At 61.0% G+C, this 20,205-nt stretch carries 19 protein-coding genes and 1 tRNA gene; 4 read left to right on the top strand and 16 right to left on the bottom strand.

Features of this window, described 5'->3' with window-relative positions; all coding sequences use genetic code 11:
• Positions 1 to 126: 126 nt before the first annotated feature.
• The 5 genes from thrB to ACFP6B_RS07135 form a co-directional block, all read right to left on the bottom strand.
• A complete protein-coding gene (thrB, locus tag ACFP6B_RS07155; RefSeq protein ID WP_237185856.1) occupies positions 127 to 1,143 on the bottom strand; it encodes a homoserine kinase in 1,017 nt (338 codons plus the stop codon).
• 12 nt (positions 1,144 to 1,155) lie between these two features.
• Positions 1,156 to 2,442, bottom strand: a complete 1,287-nt coding sequence (locus ACFP6B_RS07150) for a homoserine dehydrogenase (protein WP_377128688.1) — start codon at positions 2,440 to 2,442, stop codon at positions 1,156 to 1,158.
• Between the two features lie 183 nt (positions 2,443 to 2,625).
• A complete protein-coding gene (locus ACFP6B_RS07145) occupies positions 2,626 to 4,110 on the bottom strand; it encodes a diaminopimelate decarboxylase family protein (RefSeq protein ID WP_377128685.1) in 1,485 nt (494 codons plus the stop codon).
• A complete protein-coding gene (gene argS, locus ACFP6B_RS07140) occupies positions 4,111 to 5,772 on the bottom strand; it encodes an arginine--tRNA ligase (RefSeq protein WP_377128682.1) in 1,662 nt (553 codons plus the stop codon).
• A gap of 10 nt (positions 5,773 to 5,782) precedes the next feature.
• Entirely contained in the window at positions 5,783 to 6,697 is a 915-nt protein-coding gene (locus ACFP6B_RS07135) for an alpha/beta hydrolase fold domain-containing protein (protein WP_377128679.1), read from the bottom strand.
• Positions 6,698 to 6,818: 121 nt separating this feature from the next.
• Between ACFP6B_RS07135 and ACFP6B_RS07130 the strand changes: the two genes are divergently transcribed.
• A tRNA-Arg gene (locus ACFP6B_RS07130) sits at positions 6,819 to 6,891 on the top strand.
• A gap of 229 nt (positions 6,892 to 7,120) precedes the next feature.
• Here the strand turns inward: ACFP6B_RS07130 and ACFP6B_RS07125 are convergent.
• Positions 7,121 to 8,110: a GNAT family N-acetyltransferase gene (locus ACFP6B_RS07125; protein WP_377128676.1), complete on the bottom strand. Its 990-nt coding sequence runs from the start codon at positions 8,108 to 8,110 to the stop codon at positions 7,121 to 7,123.
• Between the two features lie 4 nt (positions 8,111 to 8,114).
• Positions 8,115 to 8,516 carry a hypothetical protein gene (locus ACFP6B_RS07120; RefSeq protein ID WP_377128673.1) on the bottom strand — a complete coding sequence of 134 codons (402 nt, stop codon included), beginning with the start codon at positions 8,514 to 8,516 and terminating at the stop codon, positions 8,115 to 8,117.
• A gap of 119 nt (positions 8,517 to 8,635) precedes the next feature.
• Here ACFP6B_RS07120 and deoD point away from each other — a divergent pair, with 119 nt between their 5' ends.
• Entirely contained in the window at positions 8,636 to 9,358 is a 723-nt protein-coding gene (deoD, locus tag ACFP6B_RS07115) for a purine-nucleoside phosphorylase (RefSeq protein WP_237185850.1), read from the top strand.
• A gap of 67 nt (positions 9,359 to 9,425) precedes the next feature.
• Here deoD and ACFP6B_RS07110 read toward each other — a convergent pair whose 3' ends face one another.
• Together ACFP6B_RS07110 and ACFP6B_RS07105 are read right to left on the bottom strand one after the other, a co-directional pair.
• Entirely contained in the window at positions 9,426 to 9,752 is a 327-nt protein-coding gene (locus ACFP6B_RS07110) for a HigA family addiction module antitoxin (protein WP_237223163.1), read from the bottom strand.
• On the bottom strand, positions 9,712 to 9,993 hold the full coding sequence (locus tag ACFP6B_RS07105) for a type II toxin-antitoxin system RelE/ParE family toxin (RefSeq protein WP_237185849.1): 282 nt from the start codon (positions 9,991 to 9,993) through the stop codon (positions 9,712 to 9,714). Before ACFP6B_RS07105 ends, ACFP6B_RS07110 begins: the two co-directional genes overlap by 41 nt.
• Positions 9,994 to 10,197: 204 nt before the next feature.
• Between ACFP6B_RS07105 and hrpA the strand changes: the two genes are divergently transcribed.
• Complete coding sequence (hrpA, locus tag ACFP6B_RS07100; protein ID WP_377128668.1) at positions 10,198 to 14,631, top strand: ATP-dependent RNA helicase HrpA; 4,434 nt, start codon at positions 10,198 to 10,200, stop codon at positions 14,629 to 14,631.
• Between the two features lie 90 nt (positions 14,632 to 14,721).
• Here the strand turns inward: hrpA and ACFP6B_RS07095 are convergent, their stop codons facing one another.
• From ACFP6B_RS07095 to ACFP6B_RS07080, 4 genes are all read right to left on the bottom strand, one after another.
• Complete coding sequence (locus tag ACFP6B_RS07095; RefSeq protein ID WP_377128665.1) at positions 14,722 to 14,928, bottom strand: helix-turn-helix transcriptional regulator; 207 nt, start codon at positions 14,926 to 14,928, stop codon at positions 14,722 to 14,724.
• Between the two features lie 3 nt (positions 14,929 to 14,931).
• Positions 14,932 to 15,393 (bottom strand): hypothetical protein, encoded by a 462-nt coding sequence (locus ACFP6B_RS07090; RefSeq protein WP_377128662.1) that lies wholly within the window; start codon positions 15,391 to 15,393, stop codon positions 14,932 to 14,934.
• A 216-nt stretch (positions 15,394 to 15,609) separates the two neighbouring features.
• Entirely contained in the window at positions 15,610 to 16,035 is a 426-nt protein-coding gene (locus ACFP6B_RS07085) for an HIT family protein (protein ID WP_185174443.1), read from the bottom strand.
• Positions 16,036 to 16,045: 10 nt separating this feature from the next.
• Positions 16,046 to 16,696, bottom strand: a complete 651-nt coding sequence (locus ACFP6B_RS07080; RefSeq protein WP_377128658.1) for an MBL fold metallo-hydrolase — start codon at positions 16,694 to 16,696, stop codon at positions 16,046 to 16,048.
• A 185-nt stretch (positions 16,697 to 16,881) separates the two neighbouring features.
• On the opposite strand from ACFP6B_RS07080, the gene ACFP6B_RS07075 reads away from it, so the two are divergent.
• Positions 16,882 to 17,316 carry a Fur family transcriptional regulator gene (locus tag ACFP6B_RS07075; protein ID WP_237223160.1) on the top strand — a complete coding sequence of 145 codons (435 nt, stop codon included), beginning with the start codon at positions 16,882 to 16,884 and terminating at the stop codon, positions 17,314 to 17,316.
• On the opposite strand, the gene ACFP6B_RS07070 is transcribed toward ACFP6B_RS07075, so the two are convergent.
• From ACFP6B_RS07070 to ACFP6B_RS07060, 3 genes are read right to left on the bottom strand one after another with little or no spacing between them, the layout of a single operon-like run.
• Positions 17,288 to 18,202, bottom strand: a complete 915-nt coding sequence (locus ACFP6B_RS07070) for a metal ABC transporter permease (RefSeq protein ID WP_237194363.1) — start codon at positions 18,200 to 18,202, stop codon at positions 17,288 to 17,290. The two genes, ACFP6B_RS07075 and ACFP6B_RS07070, sit on opposite strands and share 29 nt — an antisense overlap.
• Positions 18,199 to 19,056 (bottom strand): metal ABC transporter ATP-binding protein, encoded by an 858-nt coding sequence (locus ACFP6B_RS07065; RefSeq protein ID WP_377128653.1) that lies wholly within the window; start codon positions 19,054 to 19,056, stop codon positions 18,199 to 18,201. The genes ACFP6B_RS07070 and ACFP6B_RS07065 overlap by 4 nt, the downstream gene beginning before the upstream one ends.
• Positions 19,057 to 19,061: 5 nt before the next feature.
• Entirely contained in the window at positions 19,062 to 20,021 is a 960-nt protein-coding gene (locus tag ACFP6B_RS07060; protein ID WP_377128650.1) for a metal ABC transporter solute-binding protein, Zn/Mn family, read from the bottom strand.
• Positions 20,022 to 20,205: the final 184 nt, after the last annotated feature.

Below are 20,205 nucleotides of genomic sequence, written 5' to 3'. Positions count from 1 at the left end.
CGCCCCCCACTAGTTCAGTGAAAGACGTAAATGAACGGTTGAACCTGCTGAGGCTTCTACAGACCTGCCAAACCGTGGGATGAGGCCAACACAGGCGAGCCCGGGCACAAATAGTGCTGGAGCGCGCTAGGCGGTTTCCTTATAAGTAAGCATAACACCTTTAGTGTCGATATCGATATCGAGCACCCGCCAGCTTACAGCCCGACTCTCGTGCTGATTAGGCTCGCTTTCGGTGGCGAAAGCCTCAATAGCTTCGCGAACTCGGGCGCGTTCGTCCGCCCCGTTGGCCAGGGCCATGACGGTGGGGCCTGCCCCCGAGATCACCGCAGCAAAACCCTTGCCGCGCAGGTACTTAACCAGGGCCGCTGAGGGCTTCATGGCAACGGCGCGGTAGGACTGGTGCAGCAGGTCGCTGGTTGCGGGCAGTAGGTAGTCGGGGTAGGACGCCAGTGCCTGGGTCAGCAGGGCCGCACGGCCGGAGTTGGCGGCGGCTTCCCGGTGGGGAACAGTCTCGGGAATGAGGCCGCGGGCTACCTTGGTCGGCACCTCGTAGTCAGGAATTGCGATGACCGGCAGTACGTTCTCGTGGGCCGGTACGGGCAGGGAGTGCCAGCCCGAGTCGTCCCCGTAGGAGATCACAACGTGGCCATAGAGGGAGGGGGCCACGTTATCGGGGTGGCCTTCCATGCCCGAACAAATCTGTAGCACGGCCTCGTCATCAAGCTGGAGCTCAGCGGGGAGCAGGCCGTTCGCTGCGGTCACGCCGGCCACGATGGCCGAAGCGGACGACCCCATACCGCGAGAATGCGGGATACGGTTATGGGCCTGAACGTGTAGGGAGGGTAGCTCAAAAAGCCCCACCGCCTTCCAGGCAGTCACCATGGCCTTGATAACCAGGTGGCTGGCGTCCTGCGGAACCTCGTCCGCCCCCTCACCGGTGAGATCGAAGGTCAGCTCCCCCACCCCGGGCACGCGGGTGACCGTCAGGTCATCATAGTGGGCCAGGGCCAGACCGAGAGAGTCGTAGCCGGGGCCGAGATTGGCTGAAGAGGCCGGGACCTTGACGGTCACGCGCGCGCCAACGGGGATTACATCGGGCTGGACGAAGGGCTCGTCTGAGCCGTCGATCATGGGAAGTGACATAAGAATCGGTGTTTAGCCTTCTACGCGGATAACGGAGGTGATGTCGCGGACGGTATCGAGGGCGTCTACCACGGCCATGGTCTTGCGCAGGTTAGCGTCGGTAGCACGGTGGGTGACGATACGAATGGAGGCGCTGGTGCCGTCGCCGGTTCCCTTAGCCTGGCGCATGGTCTCGATAGAGACACCGTGCTCGGCAAAGATCCGGGCGATGTTGGCCAAAACACCCAGCTTATCTTCCACGACGATGCCCACAGAGTAGCGGGAGACAACGTCGTTCATGGGGGTTGCCACCAGGTTAGCGTGGGAGGACTCGGGGATACCCGGGCCACCGAGCACCAGGCGGCGGGCCAGGGAAACGAAGTCACCCAGTACCGCAGAGGCGGTGGGAGCGCCACCTGCGCCGGGGCCGTAGAACATGAGCTCACCGGCGTTTTCAGCCTGCACGAAGACAGCGTTGAAAGCACCGTGGACGGACGCCAGCGGGTGGGTGCGGGGCACCAAGGTGGGGTTTACGCGGATGTTAACGCCCTCGCCGTCCTTTTCGCAGACCGCCAGGAGCTTGATGACATAGCCGTCGGCAGCGGCTGCCGCCACGTCATCAGCGGTGATGGAGGTAATGCCCTCGCAGTGGACGTCGTCGATGGTGAAGTCAGAGTGGAAGGCCAGGGAGGCAACGATTGCGGCCTTAGAGGCGGCGTCGTGGCCCTCGATATCGGCAGTGGGGTCAGCTTCGGCGTAGCCCAGGCGCTGGGCCTCGGCCAGGGCATCGGTGAACTGGGCGCCGGTGGTGTCCATCTGGTCCAGGATGTAGTTGGTGGTGCCGTTCATGATACCCAGCACGCGGGTGATCTGATCACCGGCCAGAGAGTCGCGCAGGGGGCGCAGGATGGGGATAGCACCGGCAACCGCTGCCTCGTAGGAGAGCTGGGCCCCGCTCTTAGCGGCGGCAGCAGCCAGTTCTACACCGTGCTTAGCCAGCAGGGCCTTGTTACCCGATACCACCGACTTGCCAGCGGTCAGGGCGCGCAGGATGCGGGTGCGGGCAGGCTCGATACCGCCGGTAAGTTCAATGACCACATCGGCGGCGTCAATCAGCGCCTCAGCATCGGTGGTGTAGAGCTCAGGTGCAGCCTCATAGTGGCGCTTGGCTGAGGTATCGCGCACGGCAATACCAATGAGCTCAACCGGCGCACCAATGCGGTCTTGCAGGGACTCGGCATCTTCGGTGAGCATGCGGGCTACCTGTGAGCCGACGTTGCCGGCGCCCAGTAGCGCTACTTTGATGGTGGTGTTGCCCAAGAGCGTCTCCTGACGTAGATGGGAAATAGGTTCAGGGGTACGCTCACCATGCTAGCGGGTAAGACAGCGTAACCCAGAGTATGAACTTTATTTTCTCACGGAGTGGTTGATGGCAGGACGCCGCCTCACCGCTCCCCTGCCCGCAGGCAGGGAGGCTGGCAGGCGGCGTCCTGGTGAAGAACCCTAGACTAGACCCAGGTCGCGGACCAGCATGTCCTCTTCGGTTTCGCGACGGATAATGGCGCGCGGCTCCTTGCCCTCCGCCGTAGCGATGACCGGCGGGCGGGTCAGGTAGTTGTAGTTGGAGGCCATGACGTGGTTGTAGGCGCCGGTGGCCGGAACAGCCAGGATGTCTCCTGCTGCCAGGTCAGCCGGTAGGTAACAGTAACGAATCACGATATCGCCGGATTCGCAGTGCTTACCCACCACGCGGGTCAGGACCTGTTCCCCTGCCGGGGCCCGGTTCGCCAGGGTTACGGCGTAGTCGGACTCATAAAGCACCGGGCGGGGGTTATCGCTCATACCACCGTCGACCGAGACGTAGCGCCGCACGCGGGTGTCCCCGTTCTCGTCCTCAATCGCCACATCCTTGATGGTACCGACCGTGTAGAGGGTGATACCCGAAGGGCCCGAGATGGAGCGGCCCGGCTCAAAGGAGAGGTGGGGAATGGCCATACCCACGTTGGCGCAGGTCTTAGAGACCATGTCAGCCAGCTCGGTGGCGATATCGGCTGAACCGCGCGGGGTGTCCTGCTCGGTGTAGCCGATACCGTAGCCACCACCCAGGTCAATCTCGGGCAGCACCACGCCAAAACGCTCGTTGAGCTGCTGCATGTAGGTCAGCACCTTCTCAGCGGCTTTGCCGAAGCCCTCGGCCTCAAAAATCTGGGAGCCGATGTGGCAGTGCAAACCGCGCAGGTCAATGTGCTCGCTGGCCAGGGCAAGGGCAGCAGCTACGGTAGCGTAGGCATCATCTGCGGTAATTCCCAGCTCGGTCAGCTCTTCAAGCGACAGACCTGCCAGCGGCGCGGTACCGGCTGCCAGAGACTGACCAAACTTCTGATCCTCGTGGGCGGTAGCAATGAAATCGTGGGTCGAGGCGTGGACGCCGGGGGTCACGCGGAGCATGACCGGGGCGGTGACGCCCAGCTCGGCTGCCACCTGCGCAATCAGCTGCACCTCGGGCACCGAGTCGGCCACCAGGCGTCCTACCCCGTAGCGCAGGGCGCGGGCAATCTCGCCCGCCGACTTGTTGTTACCGTGCAGGGCGATTTTCGCACCGGGCACCCCGGCCCGCATGGCAATCGCCAGCTCGCCCCCGCTGGCGGTATCGAGGCACAGGCCCTCTCCCTCAGCCCACTTGGCCACAGAGGTCGCCAGGAATGACTTACCGGCGTAGTAGACCGATACCTCAGCCCCGTGCTTCTCAAAAGCCGTCTCGAAGGCGGAACGGAATTCAGCGGCGCGGGCGCGGAAGGTGGTCTCAGAAAAGACGTACTCGGGGGTGCCAAAGTCGGCAACCAGGCGGCTGACGGGGGTGCCGTCCACCTCAAGCTCGCCGCTCTCAGAACGGGTGAAGGAGGGCATCCAAATCACCGGGTCAAGGTCGGCCGGGGCGGACGGGTAACTCAGCCAGTCGGGCTTAAACAGTGCGGCCTCTGCGCCCATTTACATCTTCTCCGGTGCGCTCACGCCCAGCAGCCCTAAGCCGTTGGCCAGTACCTGGCGGGTTGCGTTGTTCAGCAGCAGGCGGGTGCGGTGCAGGTCGGTGACCTCTTCATCGCCCTTGGGGGCAACGTGGGAGACACCGTACCAGCGGTGGTAGGCACCGGCCAGGGTTTCCAGGTAGCGGGCCACGCGGTGGGGCTCACGGAAGTCAGCGGCTTCTTTGACGGCACCGGCGAACTGGCCCAGGGCAGCCAGCAGGGCTGAGTCTGCCTCTGAGTTCAGCAGGGAGGTATCGACGAAGTCGGTGGTGACGCCGGCAGCCTCAGCGTTGCGGGCAATAGCGCAGGTGCGGGCGTGGGCGTACTGCACGTAGAAGACCGGGTTCTCGTTGGACTGCTTGGTCAGCAGATCCAGATCGATATCGATGTTGGAGTCAACCGAGTAGCGAGTCAGGGAGTAACGGGCTGCGTCCACGCCCACGATTTCGACCAGGTCTTCCAGGGTCACGACGGTACCGGCGCGCTTGGACATACGCACGGGCGTACCGTCCTTGACCAGGTTAACCATCTGGCCAATCATGACCTCAACCATGTTGGGGTCATCGCCCAGGGCAGCGGCAGCGGCCTTGAGGCGGGCTACATAGCCGTGGTGGTCAGCACCCAGCATGTAGATCGCCAGGTCAGCGGGGTTCTCTTCGCGCTTAGTCTTGTCCTGGAAGTAGGCGATATCACCGGCGATGTAGGCGGCATTGCCGTCAGACTTGATAACCACGCGGTCCTTGTCGTCGCCGAAGTCGGTGGACTTGAGCCACCAGGCGCCGTCCTTAAAGTAGAGGTTCTCGGACTCCTTGAGCTTCTCAAGCAGCTCATCTACCTTGCCGTTTTCAAACAGGGAGTTCTCATGGAAGTAGACGTCAAAATCGACGTGGAAGTCGTGCAGGGAGGCCTTGATGTCCTCAAACATGAATTCAACACCGGTAGCGCGGAAAACTTCCTGGGGGTCTTCGGCGTCAAGGGCATCGGGGCGAACCTCAAGCACCCGATTGGCGATATCGGTGATGTACTCGCCGCCGTAGCCGTCCTCGGGAGCCTCTTCACCCTTGGCGCGGGCCAGCAGGGAGCGAGCAAAGCGGTCAATCTGGTTGCCGTGGTCGTTGAAGTAGTATTCACGCACGACCTTGGCGCCCTGGGAGATGAAGATACGGGCCAGGGAGTCACCCACAGCGGCCCAGCGGGTACCGCCCAGGTGAATGGGGCCGGTGGGGTTAGCGGAGACGAACTCCAGGTTGATGGTCTGGCCGGCCAGGGTTTCGTTGGTACCAAAAGCTGAGCCCTGCTCAACGATGGTCTTGGCCAGCTCACCCGCCGCGGCAGCGTCTAGGGTGATGTTGAGGAAGCCGGGGCCAGCGATGTCTACGCTTGCCACGCCGGCAATCTCGGTGATTCGGGCAGCCAGGATCTGGGCTACCTCGCGGGGGTTCTTCCCCACCTTCTTAGAAATCTGCAGGGCGATGTTGGTGGCCCAGTCGCCGTGGTCGCGGTTCTTGGGGCGCTCTACGCGCACAGCGGGGGCGGTTTCGCCGTCGGTCAGGGTCAGTTCGCCGGCTTCGAACGCTGCGGTCAGCGCGCCGTCAATTGCACTTGAGAGTTCTTCGGGAGTCATAGGGTCAAGTCTACAGGGTGAGCTGTAGACCTACCCAGCGAATGATATGTTCCCAGGCGCTCTCGCTTGAGTAGATTGCCGGGTCGGAGTGCTCCGCCCCGCCAATCAGGGTCAGTTCGGTGGCGATTCCGGCGGCTGAGAGGGCACGGTGGGCCTCGACGGATTGGTTGGGTGGCACGCAGGTGTCTGCGGTGCCGTGGATGTAGTAGACCGGGGCGTGGGTCCGTTCGCCGGTTCTCTGGGCTGCGCGGGCGTAGTCGATGGGATGGGCTTTGGCCCAATTAACCTCTGCTGGGGTGCCTGTCGGGGCGGGGTAGGTGGAGCCGAGCAGCCGCCATTCGGCGCCGTCGTCCTCGGGATGGTCGTGGGGGAAGCCCCAGGCCACGCGGTCATCGAAGATGGTGCGCAGGTCGCTGACCCCGTAGATTGAGACGGCGCAGCGGACGGACGAGTCCGGCTCACCGGCGATGGTTCGGGCAGCGAGTGCGCTGGCTGAGAGGCCTTCGAGGTAGGGCTCGTTCAGGTGGCCTGTGGCGGCGGCCAGTTGGACCAGGTGCCCGCCCGCTGACCCACCTGCGAGGACGATACGGTTGGGGTCGATTCCGAAGTCTTCAGCCCTGGTTTTGAAGTAGCGGATGGCTGTTTTGAGGTCGTTGATTTGGGCGGGGAAGAGGGCCTCATGGCTGAGCCGGTAGTTGATGGAGGCTGTGGCATAACCGGCGTGGGCGAAGCGTTCGCGGACGCGGTGTAGACCGTTATCAGCTAGCAGGAAGGAGGATTTATCGCCGAATCGCCAGGCTCCGCCGTGGACGTAGATGAGCAGGGGCACGGGGTGGTGTTCACCGGTTGGCGCGCTGGGCGGGTAGAAGTCAAAAGTCTGGGAGGGGTGGTTGGTTCCCGCGTAGTTGCCGGTGAGTGTGGTCATTGATTCAGCCCTTCGGTGCGCTGGTCTTTGTTCCTACTGTAATCGGTTTGTGTTGTGGGGCGGGGTTTCTGATAGAGTAATCAGGTCTGAGTTTCACTATCTATTGTGAAGGTTCAGTGTTGCCCTCGTAGCTCAGTGGATAGAGCACCAGTTTCCGGAGCTGGGTGTCGAAGGTTCGAATCCTTTCGAGGGCACAAAAAGAGAAGGTATGCCAGAATGCGCGAAGCGCTGGCATACCTTCTCTTTTTGTGCCCGGCGTGAAGAAAGGCCCCAGTGGGGCCTTTTAGCCGGCTAAAACAAGCGGAGCCAGAATGCGCGAAGCGCTGGCAGGTCTTTTCTATTTGTGCCCGGCGTCCGCCTTCTTCCCCGCATTTGTTCTGTTTTACCCGCAACTAGTTGCGGGGTTTTCAGACTAAGTGCGGGTTAGTTTGGGGCGACGAGTTCCACTTCAAACCCCTGCTTGTTTTCGAGGTAGAGGGCGCAGTGGTCGGGGCCGCCTGCGTGCGGATATCGGTCTGCGAAGAGTTCACTCCAGCCGTGGCTGGCAACCTCGCTACGGAGCTTATCGAGCAAGGCCGCGGACGGCACTGTGAAGGCCACGTGGTTGAGCCCAGCGTGGGTACGGTTATGGGGGCCGGTGGTATCGGGGGATTCTTCGAGGACGAGGTAGGAGCCATCATGAGCCTGCCAGGAGATTCCGCCGGGCCACTCCTGGTAGGTCGTCCACCCTAGTTGCTGGGTGAGCCAGGCCCAGGATGGTAGGGCTGTTGCCAGGGATTCGGTCCAGAGTTCAACGTGGTGGAAGCCGGGGCGGGAAACTACCTCGTGGTGGTGCTGGCTAGCCGGGGTGCGTCCGTCCTTGCGGAGCCTAGCGGCTATCACCGCGTCGTAGGTCTGCCCTGCGTAGAGGAACTTCTCCCGCTCAATCCCTTCAACCTGGAACCCGGCAGCGGCGGCAACGGCTCCGCTCGCGAGGTTGTTGGCGCGGTAGCCCAGTTCCAGACGGCGGAGGCGGGGTGAGGGTAGGGACGCCAGCAGGCCGGTATCGAGAGTAGGTAGGGTTGGTGCGGGGTTGGGATCGCCCAGGGCCCAGGCGCACACCGCCGTGAGAGCCGCTTTTGTGTAGCCCTGCCCGCGATAGGGGTCAGCTAGCCAGTAGTAGACCCAGGCCCTGTCCCAGGCTCCGGTATCGCTGCGGGCCGTAAAGTTCAGCCCGATGAGCCCTGCGGGCCGTCCCTCGTCACTGAGGCAGAAAATAGCCCGGTTTTCAGCCGGTAGGTAGCTGGTTTCGATGAGGTTCCGGGCGTCCTCTTCGCTGGCGAGGGCTGGCATCTGCCGCTCGAGGCCTGATGATGTGCGGTAAATCGAGTAAAGGTCAGGGGCGTCGGTGAGTGCCCAGTAGCGTAGCTCCATGTGCCTAGTTTAGGTCAGGAGCAGGCCGACGGAAGGCAACCCAGACTGCTGCTATCACGCCGATAACCAGGGCAAAAATGATAGAGAAGATAGCATCGAAGATAAAGTCCTGCGGGTCGATGCGGGGTAGGCTTATTCCTAGCCCGAACACCGCGCCCAGCAGGAAGGCCCAGGAGGGGTGAGCCGTAAACTGTCGACGGTAGATCAGGTGAAGGTCGGGGCCGGGGCCGGGGAAGCGCAGGGCAGCTAGGCTGATGAAAGTCAGGGCGACTGCCCCAATCGTCATACCGATAAGATAGGGCGTCAGTTCTTGCTCTGGGAGCGCGAAGGCCCGCAACAGACCGATGACACCGCTAATCGAGGCACCAAAAGCTGCGACCAGGGTGAGATAGAGTGCTTTCGTCATTGACTACTCCTTTCGGCGTTCCCTCCCAGCCTACCAAATTACTAAGTAGGGTTGCTTATATGAAGCCGGGTAGACTAGGGGCGAAAACCCCACCCTTTCGCACCAGAAATGAGAGTGACATGGCAGAAGCCGTCAATACCCCGCACATTGCCCCGAATGGCGCTGAAATTGCCGAAACTATCCTGCTGCCCGGCGACCCGCTGCGCGCCAAGTTCATTGCCGATACCTACCTTGAGAACGTCGTGCAGTTCAACACCGTGCGCAACATGTTCGGCTTTACCGGCGACTACAAGGGCCAGCGCATTTCGGTCATGGGCACCGGCATGGGCATCCCCTCGGCCAGCCTCTACGCCCACGAGCTCATTCACACCTTTGGCGTGAAGAACCTGATCCGTATCGGCACCTGCGGTGGCATGGCTGAGGGCCTTGACCTTTTTGATCTAGTCGTGGCCTCAGCAGCTTCGACCGATTCCAACTTCATGCACCACTACAAGCTCCCCGGCACCTTTGCCCCCACCGCGTCCTGGCCCCTGCTGTCGGCTGTGGCCAAGGAGGCCGAGGCCCAGGGCAAGACCCTCAACGTGGGTAACGTGCTGTCTTCTGACGTTTTCTACCGCTCTGATTTCTCTGACGCCTCTAAGTGGGCTGAGATGGGTGTGCTGGCTGTTGAGATGGAAACCGCCGGTATCTACGCTGTGGCTGCCGCCGCCGGTGTGCAGGCCCTCTCTGTTTTCACTGTCTCAGACCACCTCTTCAAGGGTGTTGAGACTACCGCCGAGCAGCGTCAGACCGCTTTCACCGACATGATGGAGCTCGTCCTGCCCGTCGCTGCCAGCCTCTAACTTTTCTGTCAGGACGCCCACGCCCCGCTCCCCTGCCCCAGGGCAGGAGGGCGGGGCGTCCTCGTCTCTAGGCAGCGTTCAATGGAACGATAGCTGCCAAAGTCTCAGCTTTTGTTTCTTCAAGCATATCCAGCTCATACCGGGCCTGTAGATTGAGCCAAAACTCAGCACTCGTGCCAAAATAACGAGACAGCCGGGCCGCTGTATCAGCTGTTACTGCTCGCCTACCATGCACAATGTCGTTAATCCGACGCGGTGAGACTCCTATGGCTCGGGCGACTTGGTTCTGGCTCACGCTAAGGGGTTCCATAAAATCTTCGAGGAGAACCTCCCCGGGGTGTACCGGAGGCAAACTAATGGTAATCAACGATTTCAACTCCTTCAGGCCCTGCATGAGTCCAGGTAAAACAGATTCTCCATTGATCATTAATTCTTATACTATGTTGCCCAGCCCTATCACCTTTGAGGGCTTCCAGACGGTTACCCGGGGGCACTCTCAGGTCGTTAAGTGATGTAGCGGCATCCAATAATCTCAGTTTTCTTAGAGCAACTCGTTCAATACGCGTGTCAAAAACGGGAACCCGCTGGCGCTGGGCTAGCTTCTCCGTGTTTCGATCTGCGAAAGATTGAATCATAGCTCCAGGCTATAACGCGAGACGTTATAGCTCAATAGGTGGGCTGACTTAAACCCATTTATCACACCACCGAACCGAAAGTTTATCGACTATAGTCGATAAACTTCTCTTTTTCGATATTTTTGTCGACTATAGTCGATAGGCTTCACGCGCCCAGTGAAACCTGACCGTTCGTGCCGGCTCTGCCCTAAAATAGAGGGCAGTATGTCTAGTTCAGATTCTTCCCGCACTCCCGCCCAGCCCCTCTCCGCTATCGCCGCTGCTATGCACGGCGCGGGCGTCCGCGCATCCGAGCCCACCGAACCCCAGGCCGCCGGAAAGCGCGGTGGTAGGGGCAAGCAGGCGTCCGGCCCTCGTGAGGGGGCGGACGCACCCGCCCGCTCCCAGCGTCGCGTCCGCAGCTCAGCACCCCGGGGCAAGCAGGGCGGGAAGAAACCGAACCAGCGCCGCCCCTACACCCCACTGATACCCGAAAAAATCACCTACCCCGAGGCTCTGCCCGTCTCTGCCCGCAGAGACGACATCATGGCAGCCATTCGCGACAACCAGGTCACCATCGTCGCGGGTGAAACCGGCTCGGGTAAGACCACCCAGCTCCCCAAGATGCTCCTTGAACTGGGGCTGGCGGAAAAGGGCATGATCGGCCACACCCAGCCCCGCCGTCTGGCCGCCCGATCGGTGGCTGAACGCATCGCCGAAGAACTGGGGCAGACAATCGGCGAAACGGTGGGCTACCAGGTGCGCTTCACCTCAGAGGTGGGTGAAGGCTCCGCTATCAAGCTCATGACCGACGGTATTCTGCTGGCCGAAATTCAGAACGACCGGCTGCTACGCCAGTACTCGGCCATCATCATTGATGAGGCCCACGAGCGTTCCCTCAACATTGACTTCATTCTGGGCTACCTCAAGCGCATTATGCCGCAGCGCCCCGACCTGAAAATCGTCATTACCTCAGCCACCATCGACCCCGAGCGTTTCGCCCGCCATTTCTCCCCCAGCTTTGTGCCCGGTGTCGGCATCGTCGATGACAGCCTCAGCCCCGAAGAAAAAGAAATCGCCGAGGCAACCCTGCCCGATGATGCCCCGCCCATCATTGAGGTCTCCGGCCGCACCTACCCGGTCGAGATCCGCTACCGCCCCCTCAGCGAGCCGCGCACCGGCGATGGCGGGGAGGATGAGGCGGACGCCGGTGACGGCCTCGAGGACGACGACCGTGACCCGATTGAGGGCGTGCTTGATGCCATCCGGGAGCTTTCTGAAGAGGCCCCCGGCGACATTCTGATTTTCTTCTCGGGCGAGCGTGAAATCCGCGACGCGGCCGACGCTATCGAGGATATGGTGCGGTCCACCCGCCGCCTGGCCGATTACGAGGTACTGCCCCTCTACGCCCGCCTGTCCATGGCTGAGCAGCACAAGGTCTTCAAGCCCGGCGGCCGCCCCCGCATCGTGCTGGCCACCAACGTGGCAGAAACCTCCCTGACCGTGCCGGGTATCAAGTACGTGATCGATACCGGCACCGCCCGTATCTCCCGCTATTCTGCCCGCACCAAGGTGCAGCGCCTACCCATCGAGCGCATCTCCCAGGCCTCGGCTAACCAGCGCTCAGGCCGCTGTGGCCGTGTCTCAGACGGTATCGCCATCCGCCTCTACTCCGAAGAGGACTTTGCGGCCCGGGCCGAGTTCACCGACCCCGAGATTCTGCGCACCAACCTTGCGGCTGTCATTTTGCAGATGACCGCCATCGGTGTGGTCAAGTCCCCCGCCGACATCGAAAAGTTCCCCTTCGTACAGCCGCCCGAAACCCGCGCCATCAACGACGGCGTCAACCTGCTGCGTGAGCTCGGGGCGCTTGCTACCCCCGGTAGAGACGGTGCGGACGCCCGCACCCACGAATCGCGCACGGCAGGCGGTAGAGGGGGGCGGCGTCCGTCCTCACCGCTGACGGCTGCCGGACGGGCTATGGCGGCCCTGCCGGTTGACCCCCGCCTAGCCCGCATGATTGTGGAGGGTTCCAAGCGGGGTGTTGCCAAGGAAATCATGGTGCTGGCTGCTGCCCTGACCATTCAGGACCCCCGCGAGCGCCCCGCCGAGCACCGGGGTGAGGCTGACTCCCTGCACGCCCGCTATAAGGATGAGAAGTCGGACTTCACCTCCTATCTGCTGCTGTGGCAGTACATCAATGAGAAGCAGGCAGAGCTGTCGTCGAGCCAGTTCCGTAAGATGTGCCACCGGGAGTATCTGAACTTCCTGCGAATCCGAGAGTGGCAGGATCTCTTTGCCCAGCTGCGGGAGATTGGCCGCTCGGCCGGTATTACGGTTGAGGGCGGGCGCGATATTGACCCGGCTGCCAGTGAGACCGAGGTGCACAAGTCACTGCTCTCAGGTCTGCTGTCGCATATCGGTATGCAGGATGAGCAGAATCGCCACGAGTATCGAGGCGCGCGCGGTACCCGCTTCGCGATTTTCCCCGGCTCTGCCCTCTTTAAGAAGAACCCGGTCTGGCTGGTATCTGCTGAGCTGGTAGAGACGTCCCGCCTGTGGGCGCGCGTAAACGCGCAGATTGAGCCCGAGTGGGTGGAAGAGTTGGCTGGGCCCCTGCTCAAGCACTCTTATTCTGACCCTCACTGGTCTGCCCGTCAGGGGTCGGTGCTGGCCCATGAGAAGGTCACTCTCTTTGGGTTGCCCATCATTGCCGACCGGCGTATCCAGTACTGGCGGGTTGACCCGGTAGCTGCCCGCGAGATTTTTATTCAGTCTGCCCTGGTAGAGGGTGATTGGCAGACCCGCCACCGTTTCTTTGCCCGCAATCAGAAGGCTCTGGCTGAGGTTGAGGAGCTTGAGGCTCGTCTGCGCCGTCGCGACCTGCGGGTCGATGACGCTGTCCTCTTCGACTTCTATAACGCCCGCATACCCGAACACGTCGTCTCTGAGCGCCACTTTGACCGCTGGTGGAAGGAGGAACGCCGGGTCAATGAGCACCTGCTGGATTTCACCCCCGAAAACCTGATTGACGAAGAGGCTGCCGATTACGACGAGTCCCTCTTCCCCCGCACCTGGACGGCCCGCACCTCCGGCGGGGAGCTGGCCCTTGACCTGCGTTACGAGTACGCCCCCAGCGTGCAGATTGGTGGGGTGCGCTCGTCCCAGACGCAGACGGACGGCATTGCCGTGCAGGTTCCGGTGCTCTTCTTAGGGCAGCTTGAACCGGCTCCTTTTGAGTGGCTGATTCCGGGTCTGCGGGAGGAGCTGGTGACGGCCCTGATTAAGTCCCTACCCAAGCAGATTCGCAAGAATTTTGTTCCGGCCCCGGACGTTGCCCGTCAGGCAGTTGAGAAACTCAACGCCGATTACTCCCCCGCTGCTGATTCCCTCACTGAGGCCCTGGCCCTGGTGCTGCGCCGCCTGCGCGGGCATGTGGTCGACCCGGCCGAGTTCAACTGGGACTCGGTACCCGAGCACCTGCGCTTCACCTTCCAGGTGCGCAACCACCAGAATAAGATTCTGGGCGAGGGCAAGGATTTAGTGGAACTCCAGGGCCTTTTGCACGCCGAGATTCGCTCTGCCCTGGCAGCTTCTCTGGGTGCAAGCCCCGAGACCATGGGCAAGATGGCGGCCATGGCCGCCGGTGGTAAGAAGGGTCAGGACGCCCGCGGCGGCTCTGCACCCTCTGCGGCTCCCAGCGCGGCTGGGAGCCGGGGTGCAGGTGCCAAGGGGGCACAGGCGTCCGCCCCGGAACAGGCGGCGAGCAGCAAAGCCGTGCGGGAAGTCTCGGGCCTGACCGACTGGCCGGAGCAGGATCTCCCCCGTAAGGTCGAGCGCGTCATTGCTACCCAGACGGTGGCAGGCTACCCGGCCCTGGTGGATGAGGGGGCGTCCGTTGCTGTGCGGATCTTCCCCACCGAGGCTGAAGCTACCCGGGCCCAGCGCGGGGGCGTGATTCGCCTGCTCAAACTTAATACTCCCTCGCCCGAGCGCTACGTCTCGGAGCACCTGAACAACCGCGAAAAACTGGTCTTTACGCAGAACCCCCACGGGTCAATTGAAGCCCTCATTAGTGACTGCACGGTAGCTGCTATTGACCAGCTGGTACCCGCTACCCCGCCTTTTACCAGGGCGGAGTACACTGCCCTGTTCAATAGCGTGCGGGCTGAGCTCATTGACACGGTCTTCGTGATGACCAAGCTGGTTGCCGATATCCTGTCGGAAACAGCTAAGGTGCAGAAGCTCATTAAGAAGTCCACCTCGCTTGCGGTCATTCACGCCATGAGCGACATGAAGAGCCAGCTGGAGAACCTGGTCTACCCGGGGTTTGTCACCGAGACCGGTGCGGTTCAGCTGCATCACCTGCCCCGCTACCTCAAAGCGATTTCCAAGCGCATTGAGAAGCTGGGGCCCAACGTCAACCGGGATAACCAGCTCATGCTGACCGTGCAGGAACTTGAGGACGCCTACGATAAGGCCGTGCAATCCCTGCCAGGGGGCACGGTGCCGACGCCCGAGCTGGAGCAGGTCGGCTGGATGATTGAGGAACTGCGCGTCAGCTTCTTCGCCCAGGAACTCGGCACCGCCTACACCGTCAGTGAGAAGCGGGTGGCTAAGGCCCTGCGTGATGCTATGGAGGCTATCAAGAACGCCTAGGCCCGCCCGTCCATGCCCTAGGTACCATCTAAATCAGAAAAACCCACCTCGTTGGTGGGTTTTTCCGATTTTCCTGGTCTTTTCTCTCTTCTAATTGTTCTCGGGTGCATCGGGGAAGAAAATATCCTCGATCCGGCAACCGAAGACTTCAGCGAGCTGGAAGGCCAGGGGCAGGGACGGATTGAAACGTCCTTTTTCAATTGAGATGACGGTCTGGCGTGACACACCGAGCACGTCGGCGAGCTGCTGCTGAGAGTAGCCCCGCTCAGCGCGTAGTTCTTTGAGCTGGTTCTGCACAGGCTATGCACCCTTACGCTTGTAGACCTGGTAGCTCACAAGGAAGACCAGCATGGCCAGCACTGTGACGGACGCCAGCAGAAGGGATGGCGATACCTGCCAGTCGAAGATAGCGAAAGCCCCGGCACCCAGCCCCATCACTGCAATCATGAGGTGAAAGGTAGTTTCTGCGGCCTTTCCGTACCAGTGGTTTTCGATGCTGGATTCTGGGTTGCGAGTGGCTCCTTTGACGGTGTTTCGGTCGACCAGAAGCGCCCAAAAGGTGGCGGCTAACACCGGAACAAAAGCTAACGAGGCAACCGGCACCCACCACCAGGTGACCTGCTCAGACTGAAGGGCGATAATACCCCAGACTAGCAGTTGGGCCAGTGCAGTTGCACCCAGAATACTGACAAGTATCAGGGTTGCTTGGCTACCGCCGAAGCGAGAACGGCCCCAGGTGCTTTGGGATTTGTGGGTGCTCATCTTATCGCCTTATGTAAAGGATGCTTTACAGTTAATGTGAAATAAACTTTACATACAGGCGCGAAGTTATGTCAAGCAAACTTTACTTATTTTTAGGCGTCGGCCCGTACGCCCCAGACACTCGGCCACTACACCAGAAAAGACCATCTAAATCAGAAAAACCCACCTAGTTGGTGGGTTTTTCTGATTTAGATGGTACCTACCTGGCGGAGGGGGCTAGGAAGCTACCGAGTCGCCGTAGCCCAGCTCGGTCAGGGCTGCCCGCAGCTTTTCAGCAGCCTCATCCATGGCAGCTGCATCGGGGTTACGGTTAGCCTGCTCGAAGGTGAACTCGCTCTGGTCAACAGCGGGCCACACATGAATATGGGTATGGGGCACATCAAAACCGGCAATAATCATGCCCACGCGGGTGGGGTCAAAAGCCTTCATCAGACCCTTCGATACCTTCTGAGCCACGTCAAAGAGGTGGGCAGAGAGCTCCTCGGGTAGGTCGACCCAGTGGTCAATCTCAGCCTTGGGAACCACCAGGGTGTGGCCGTACTGGAAGGGCTCGATGGTCAAGAAGGCAACTGCCTGCTCGTCCTCCCAGATAAAACGGCCGGGCAGTTCTCGGTTAATAATCTTGGTAAAAACAGTGCTCATGGGCTTACTCCTAAATCTCTACAGACTGGCCGGGGGCCAGGTACTCAAAGGTGGTGCCGTACTTCTGACCAAAGTTGGTTGCGTGGCCAATGATCATGTTTCGGCCGTTTTCGGCAAGCAGTGAATCATGAATCTGGAAGGCCCGCGGGGCACGCACGGCGATAATGAAGTCAATGACCTCCTGAATCTTGTTCCAGGGGGCATGAATCGGCACCAGCAGAGTGCCCACCTCAATACCGTGGGGCACCACAAAAGAATCCCCGGGGTGGAAGAGGTTATCGTCAATCAGGTAGCCCACGTTATCGATGACCGGCAGCAGGGGGTGGATGACAGCGTGGTTGCCACCGAAGGTTTTGATAGAGAAGGACGAGAGAGTCAGCTCCCCATCAGCTTCCACTGACTTTGCAAGAGCCTCGGGCAGGGCCGCCAACACAGCATCGACCACTGCGGCGGGAGCGTGAATGGTGACCTGCGGGTTCTCTCGCAGAAAAGCGACCACCTTGCCCTCGTCGAAGTGATCGGGGTGCACGTGGGTGACCAGAATATGGTGGGCCCCGTCCAGTGCCTGCTCGACCTCGGAGAAGTTTCCGGGGTCGAGCACCAGCACGGCGCCGTCCTTTTCGAGCCTGACGCAGGAGTGGGTGTATTTCGTAAGTTTCATACCTACCACCCTAGTAGCTCCCACCACAGTCAGACTAGTTGGAGCTGACGGTTTCTTTCTGCTGAACACATACGCTGTTACCTGAAAACGTTGTTTTTCGCCCCGCGCGAGGGCCGTTTCTGCCCCGAGAAACCTGGTGTACAGTAGGCACAGAGAGAGACCGATTTTAGACGAGGGAATGACCCGTGAACACCAACTCAGCGTCGTCAGCCAGCAAGCCCACCGAAATCCGCAACACTAAACAGCGCCGGGCAGTCACCGCAACCCTCGAAACCCTCGAAGACTTTATTTCTGCTCAAGACCTGCACCAGCTCATGCTCTCGCGCGGCGATAAGGTGTCGCTGGCAACCACTTATCGTCTCTTGCAGTCCATGGTGGGCACCGGTGAGGTAGAGGCCCTCAAGACCGAGGACGGCGAAGCTATCTACCGCCGCTGCGACTCTGAGCACCACCACCATCACCTGCTCTGCCGTATCTGTGGGGCTGCCCGGGAATTTGAGATTCCTGAGCTTGAAGAGCTAGCCCTGGCGATTGCGGCAAAGAACGGCTACACCGAGGTCAAGCACGTCATTGAGATTACCGGGGTCTGCTCTAACTGCTCTGCCCACCAGCGGGGCTAGGCGCTGCTGCGGCTTCAGATGAGCGGACGCGCCCCGAGGCTGAGTAGCGCTGGCGGACGGCTCGTACCAGGCGGCAGACCACGAAGATGAGGAAGGACAGGGTGGTCACGTAGGGGCTGATCGGCAGGGAGCCTGCCAGGGCCAGAAGAATACCGCCCACCATGGCTGTTTCTGCAAAGAGCACTGAAAGAATCAGGGCGCGCAGGGGTGAGGCTGTGATTTGCAGGGCTGCCGCTGCCGGGGTAATCAGCAGGGCAAGAACCAGCAGGGAGCCCACCACCTGCACCGACAGGGCGGTGGCAATACCCAGAACAATCATAAAAGCAATGGAAAGAGCCTTCAGCGGCACGCCCTTGGCTGAGGCAACCACCGGGTCAAGCGAGGCGAACATGAGCGGCCGCCACATGATAGCCAGAGCCGCAATGATGACCACCCCGCCAATGATCATAGAGGTCAGCTGGGCAGAGTCAACCGAAACAATCTGGCCTGTTAGCAGCGAGAACTTGTTCGCTGCCCTACCTGAGTAGAGGGAGAGGAAGAGGATTCCCAGCCCCAGACCAAAGGGCATCAGGGCACCGATGATCGAATCGTTTTCGTGGGCCCGGGCGCCCATCAGGGCAATCAGCAGGGCAGAGATAATGGAGCCCACCAGGGAACCGGTGACCACGTTATAGCCCAGGAGCAGAAAGAGGGCAGCACCGGCAAAAGACATCTCGGCGATGGCGTGCACCGCAAAAGCGTGACGGCGAAGCATCACAAAGAGCCCTACAAAGCCGCCGATCACACCCAAGATTGCCCCGGCGATAATGGACTGGCTCAGCAGGGCCACCAGCTCACCGTAGCGGTCAAAGACAAAGACCTTGCCCATAAAGTCCGCAAAAGTCATCGGTTATCTACCCCTTTCGCGGGTGCAAGTAGCTGGGGGTGGTCGGTTTCTAGGGCGCAGTGGTGCTCCCCGTGTTCGCCGCCCACCACTACGTAGCGGCCGTTAGTCTGTATCACCGATACCGGAGTCTGGTAGAGGTCGGTGAGCACCTCACTCCGCATGACCTGCTCCACCGACCCCACGGTGAAGCGTCCGCCCGCAAGGTAGAGCAGGCGGTCTACATGGTCAATGATGGGGTTGATCTCGTGGGTCACGAAAACGACCGTAGCTCCGTGATCCCGGTTGTAGCGGTGAATCAGGTCTGAGACGGCGTACTGGTGGTTGAGGTCCAAAGAAAGCAGGGCCTCATCTGCCAGGATAATCTTGGGGTCATTGGCAAGGGCCTGGGCGATACGCAGGCGCTGCTGCTCGCCGCCCGACAGAAGCCCCACCGGCACATTAGCGTAGTCGCTGGCACCAACCGCATCGAGCAGGGAATCAACCTTCTCCCGGTAGGCCCGGTTCTTCACGCGGAAGCCCCAGCGGTGGCCGTCCACCCCCAGCCCCACAAAATCGCGGGCCCGCAGGGGCATCTCGGTACCAATTGCCTTCTGCTGGGGAATGTAGCCGACGCCGGGGTTCCCCAGGCGGGCAGGGACACCCAGAACCGAAATTTTGCCGGCGCTCAGCTGGGTTAGACCCAAGATGACCTTGATAAAGGTCGATTTGCCCGAGCCATTGGGCCCCAGGACGGCAAAATATTCGCCCTGTTCGACGGTGAGGTTGAGGTCCTGCCACAGGGTACGGTGGCCAAAGGAAAGCCCGCCCCCGGTCACCGTAAGGGCGGGGGCGAGCTGGGTAGAAGAGTGAGCCATAGGCTTTATGCTACTGCCTTTTCTAGGTTGTCGATGTTCTGGGTCATCCAATCCATGTAGCCGGTGTTCTCGGGCAGGGTCTCGGTGAAGGAGACGCTGGCAACTCCGGCTTCCTGGGCGAAGGTATAGATTTCGGTGGTCTGGACGGTCTGGGTCTGCTCGTTGAAGGCCAGCAGGTCGATGCTACCGCCGGTGAGGGCGTCCTTGGCTTCCTGCAGGGTCAGGGGGGCGATGTCGCTTTCGCTATCGACCGCTGCGGTCAAATCTGCCGGGGTGGAGTCGGTGAAACCGGCGTCCTCCAGCATGTAGCCCGAGACCGGCTCGGTCGCCAGGTAGGTACGTTCTTCGGTGTCGATAGCCTTGAGACGGTCGAGCAGCTGGTCAGCGTCGGTAGAGAAGGTTGCAGCTGCACTGGTGTAGGCGTCCGCGTTGGCGGGGTCGAGCTCAGCCAGGTCGGCTGCTACCTGATCAGCTACCTTCTTCATGGTGTCCAGGTCGTACCAGACGTGCTCGTTGTAGGAGTGCACGTGGTCAGAGTGGTCTTCACCGGTGGTGCTGTGCTCTTCTGCCATGTGGGCCAGGTCGTCGGCGCTAAAGAGGCCCGAGAGTTCTACCGCGTTCACCACGATCTGGTCGGGGTTATCGGTGCCGGCCATTTCGGTGAGGAAGGTGTCGTAGCCGCCGCCGTTGACGACAACCAGGTCAGCGTCTTTCACGGTCAGGCGGTCCTGGCTGGTGGCTTCGTAGGAGTGGGGGTCCACAGCGGTTGAGGCGATGAGCGGGGTGACCTCTACTTTATCGCCGCCGACTGCCGCCACCACATCTGCATAGACGTCGGTGGTGGTGACGACCTGCAGGGTTCCGTCGTTTGAGGACGAGGACGCGCTCGTCCCGCTTGACCCGCAAGCAGAGAGGGTCAGCGCCGATACGGCAAGCAGTGAGACGGTGGGGAAAATCTTTCGCATGGCGCTGTCCTTTGGTACGGAGTAAGGGATAGGGCTTCTGCCAGCCTACTCCTTTCTGCGAACGGTTCGCAAATAAAAAGTGCGTACACCGCATCACACCCGCGCCCCGCTAAGAATATAAGGACGCCCACCCCACCTTCCCTACCACGGGGCAGGAAAGGCGAGGCGGGCGTCCGCGCACCGG

Origin of the sequence: Rothia nasimurium (assembly GCF_042660305.1) — a bacterium.
GTDB lineage: Bacteria > Actinomycetota > Actinomycetes > Actinomycetales > Micrococcaceae > Rothia > Rothia nasimurium.
This window is presented reverse-complemented; position numbering and strand designations above follow the sequence as displayed.